Annotated in this window: 3 protein-coding genes; all 3 read left to right on the forward strand. The window is 66.2% G+C overall.

What is annotated here, in order from left to right:
* Nucleotides 1-1,073: serine/threonine-protein kinase (locus B1C78_RS11360; protein WP_139349909.1), on the forward strand; the 1,073-nt coding region annotated here is incomplete at its 5' end.
* A 178-nt stretch (nucleotides 1,074-1,251) separates the two neighbouring features.
* Nucleotides 1,252-2,553 carry an HD-GYP domain-containing protein gene (locus tag B1C78_RS11365; protein ID WP_077279289.1) on the forward strand — a complete coding sequence of 434 codons (1,302 nt, stop codon included), beginning with the start codon at nucleotides 1,252-1,254 and terminating at the stop codon, nucleotides 2,551-2,553.
* Complete coding sequence (locus B1C78_RS11370) at nucleotides 2,550-4,067, forward strand: methyltransferase regulatory domain-containing protein (protein ID WP_077279290.1); 1,518 nt, start codon at nucleotides 2,550-2,552, stop codon at nucleotides 4,065-4,067. Before B1C78_RS11365 ends, B1C78_RS11370 begins: the two co-directional genes overlap by 4 nt.
* Nucleotides 4,068-4,089 lie beyond the last annotated feature (22 nt).

Raw genomic sequence — 4,089 nt, forward strand, 5'->3', positions numbered from 1 at the left:
AGCTTCTTGCGACCCGGCGCCAGTATGCCCGAGCGATGGACGTCTATACGCACCTGGACAGCATCTCACCCCGCTACCGGGACGTGCCGGTGCGCATTGAACGGCTGAGGGGCCTCGCCGCGCCGGGTCGCAAGAAGCTCGGCCACGATCTCTCCAAGGTGGACAGCGCCCTGATCATCGATGGCGAGAGCCTGGAGAAACCGACGCTGGGTCGCTACCAGATCGAATGCCAGCTGGGGCGCGGTTCCATGGGCATCGTCTACCTGGGAGTGGACCCCAAGATCGGCCGCAAGGTGGCCATCAAGACCCTGGCGCTGAACCAGGAGTTCGAGCCGGACATGCTGGAACAGATCAAGTGGCGGTTCTTCAGAGAAGCGGAGGCCTCGGGGCGCCTCAATCACCGCAATATCGTGACCATCTACGACGTGGGCGAGGAACACGATCTGGCCTTCATCGCCATGGACTATCTCGAGGGCAGTTCCCTGGATGCCTTCGTGCGCCGCGAAACACTGCTGCCCGTGGTCGAGGTCCTGGAGATCTGCGCCCAGGTGGCAGACGGGCTCGCCTACGCCCACGGCCAACAAGTCATCCACCGGGACGTCAAGCCGGCCAACGTCATCTATAACCGCAGCAAGGGCTCGGTCACTATCACCGATTTCGGCATCGCCTGCCTGACCGACAACAACCGCACCCGCACCGGCACGATCCTCGGCACCCCGGCCTTCATGTCACCGGAACAGGTCTCCGGCAAGGCGGTGGACGGGCGCTCGGACCTCTTCTCCCTGGGCGTGACCCTGTACCAGCTGCTGAGCGGTCAGCTGCCGTTTACCGCCGACACCATGGCGGGGCTGGTCTACCAGATCACCCAGACGCGCCACCAGTCCATTTCCGAGGTCCGGCCGGAACTCGGCCCGCTTGTGGCGCTGATCCTCAACCGGGCGCTGGAGAAGGACCCGGACAAGCGCTACCAGACGGGCACGGAACTCGCCAAGGCCCTGCGCGAGTGCGCCGCGGCCCTGAAACGCAGCCCCAAGCCGGGCCAGTACAGCGACCATCAGGCGATGACGCCCTGAGGCCGCATATCTCACCGGTCGGACACCATCTGGCGCAACAGGTGGAAATATAAGGAGAAAATCCTGGAACGGGTGCCAATCTCAGCATGACAGACTTTCCCCGCCGGTGTCCGACCGGTGAGATGCGCGGGTTAGGGGTTGCTTGATCGGATACGGGGGGGTCTACACAATACCCCCAATGGCTGACGTGAATACACCCACTCCCGAGGCACACAAGCGCAAGGTGGTCGTGGACGACCTGCGCAAGGGCATGTACGTGTGCGAACTGGACCGCCCGTGGCTGGAGACCCCGTTTCTCCTGCAGGGCTTTCCCATTCGCACCGACCATGAGCTGGAGATGCTGCGCCGGCTGTGCAGCTTCGTGTTCGTGGATACCGAGCGAAGTGCCTATGTACCCCCGGAACCGGCATCACCGCCCCCGTCCGAGCCGCGTGTGGAGATCCGTGAAATCCCCGCGGCACTGAAGCCGCCATCCACCGAGCCGGATCGCTTCCGGCGCGACATGGCCGGCGCCGCCCGAGCCCGCAATCTCGCCCATGACTACGTCATCCGGACGCTGGACGACGTGCGGCTCGGGCGCGGCATCGACACACGGGAGGCGCGCAAGGTGGTGGCCGAGCTGGCCAGCCAGGTGGTGGAGGCCCCCAGCGCCATGGTGTGGGTCACCCAGCTCAAGCAGCGCGACGAATACACCTCCCAGCACAGCGTCAACGTGTGCATCCTGGCGCTGACCTTCGGGCGTTACCTGGGCCTGGACAGTCCCGTGCTGAGCACCCTGGGACTGGGTGCGCTGCTGCATGACGTGGGCAAGCTGAAGGTACCCCTGGAGATCCTCAACAAGCCCGGCGCCCTGACCGCCGACGAGTTCGAGATCATGATGTCACACCCCGTGGAGGGGCACGCGCTGCTGGTGCAGACCAACGACGTTCCCCAGGAGGCCCTGGACGTGGTGCTGCTGCATCACGAGCGCGGCGACGGGCGCGGCTATCCCCATCGCCTCACCCATGAACAGATTCCCTTCCTGACCAAGGTCGTATCCATTGTCGACATCTATGACGCCATCACCAGTGACCGCGTCTACCACGACGGCCTGCAGGCCCAGGAGGCGCTCAGCCGCCTCTACCAGATGGCCAGCCATGGCCTGGACCGCGATCTCGTGGAGGCCTTCATCCGCTGCGTCGGCATCTATCCCATTGGCGCGGTAGTGGAACTGACCAACGGCCAGGTGGGGGTGGTGGTGGGGCTCAACGAGCATCAGAAGCTGCGCCCGGTGGTCATGCTGCTGCGCGAGTCGGACCACGTCACCCCGACCCGGCGCCGCCTCATCAACCTGGCCAGCGAGGCCTGGCGCAATACGCCCGACGCACCCGTTGTGCGCCACGTGCTGCTGCCGTCGGACCTGGGCCTGGATCTGCGCGCGCTGATCCGTGAGCAATCGGGCCTGGACGCGGGACCCCTGACCGCGGAGTCCGGCCTGTGATCGATCCGGTCGCCGAGAGCTACGACCGCATCCCCTACGAGAGCCATCCCATCGCCGATACCCACCCGGACCGGCTGGCGGCGATTGCGGCCCTGTTCGGCCTGGAACCGCCCGACCCGGCGCGGGCGCGCGTGCTGGAACTGGGCTGCGCCGCCGGCGGCAACATTATTCCGATGGCGTGGTACCTGCCCGGCGGACAATACCTGGGGGTGGAACTCTCCGGCGCCCAGGCCGCGCACGGACAACGCCTGGTGGCGGCACTGGGTCTCGACAACGTGGAGATCCGTCACGCGGACATCATGGACGTGGCGCTCGAGGGTGAGCCCTTCGACTACATTCTGGTGCACGGGGTCTTCTCCTGGGTGCCCGAATTCGTGCAAGAGCGGATCTTCGAGATTTGTGCCCGTCGGCTGGCGCCCCGGGGCATTGCCTACGTCAGCTACAACACCCAGCCCGGCTGGGGCGTGCGGGGCATGGTGCGCGAGATGCTGCTGCATCACACCCGCGACTGCAGGAATCCCGCCGAGCGGCTCAAGGCGGCACGCGAACTGCTGGATTTCCTGGCGACGCCGGTGGACAACCCCCAGCCGGGCCACGTGTGGCTGCAGCAGGAGATCGGTTACCTGCGCAAGGCGCGGGACAGCTACCTCTACCACGAGTACCTGGAGGATTCGAACCGACCCATGCTGTTCTCCGCCTTCATGGACAGGGCACACGCCGCGGGGCTCCAGTACGTGGGCGACACCCAGCTGCATACCATGTTCCCGGCAACGCTGGGCGACGCGGTGGCGGCACGCTTCGAATCCATGCACGACCTGGAACAGGAGGAGCAATACCTGGACTTCCTGCGCCTGCGCCCCTTCCGCCAGAGTCTGCTGTGTCCGGCCGCGGCACCGCTTCGGCGCGACGTCGATCTCGACTGGCTGGTGACTGAACCGCTCTACAGCGCCCTGGAACCGGACGAGGACAGCCATGAATGGCGCAACCCCGGCGGCACGCGGTTTACGGTCCGTCACCGCCAGACGCGCCGTCTCTTGGGCATCCTGTCGAACGCCTATCCGGTTGCGCTCACCCTGAAAGAAGCGCTGGGGGACATCTCCGTCGACCGGGAACTGCTGGAGGAACTCTTCAACCTGTTCGTCTCCGGCGGACTGCAGACCACCCGCCTGGACAACCCGCCGGTGCCGAAATCGCGGCCGGTACGGCCCCGGGTCTCCGCGCTCGCCCGGGTTCAGGCCACCCTGGGTGAAGGACACCTGGCCACATTTCGCCATGACAGCCTGGGCCTCGATCCGGTGTCCGCAAGACTGGTGGAACTGCTGGATGGCACGCGGGACCTGGAAGCCCTGGTGGAGGACCTGGCCCGGGCCGCCGGGGAGGACCCGGCGCTCGGGCGGGTCATGGGCATTGACAAGGGCACACAGGTGCCCCGCGGCCTGCTCCGGGCCAACGTGGAACGGCTGCTGCGACTCTTTGGCCGTCACGGGCTGCTGTACGGCCCCGATCAACCCTGATACGCAATGTCTCACCCCGACC

Origin of the sequence: Thioalkalivibrio denitrificans, assembly GCF_002000365.1 — a bacterium.
In the GTDB taxonomy this organism is placed as follows: Bacteria; Pseudomonadota; Gammaproteobacteria; order Ectothiorhodospirales; family Ectothiorhodospiraceae; genus Thioalkalivibrio_A; species Thioalkalivibrio_A denitrificans.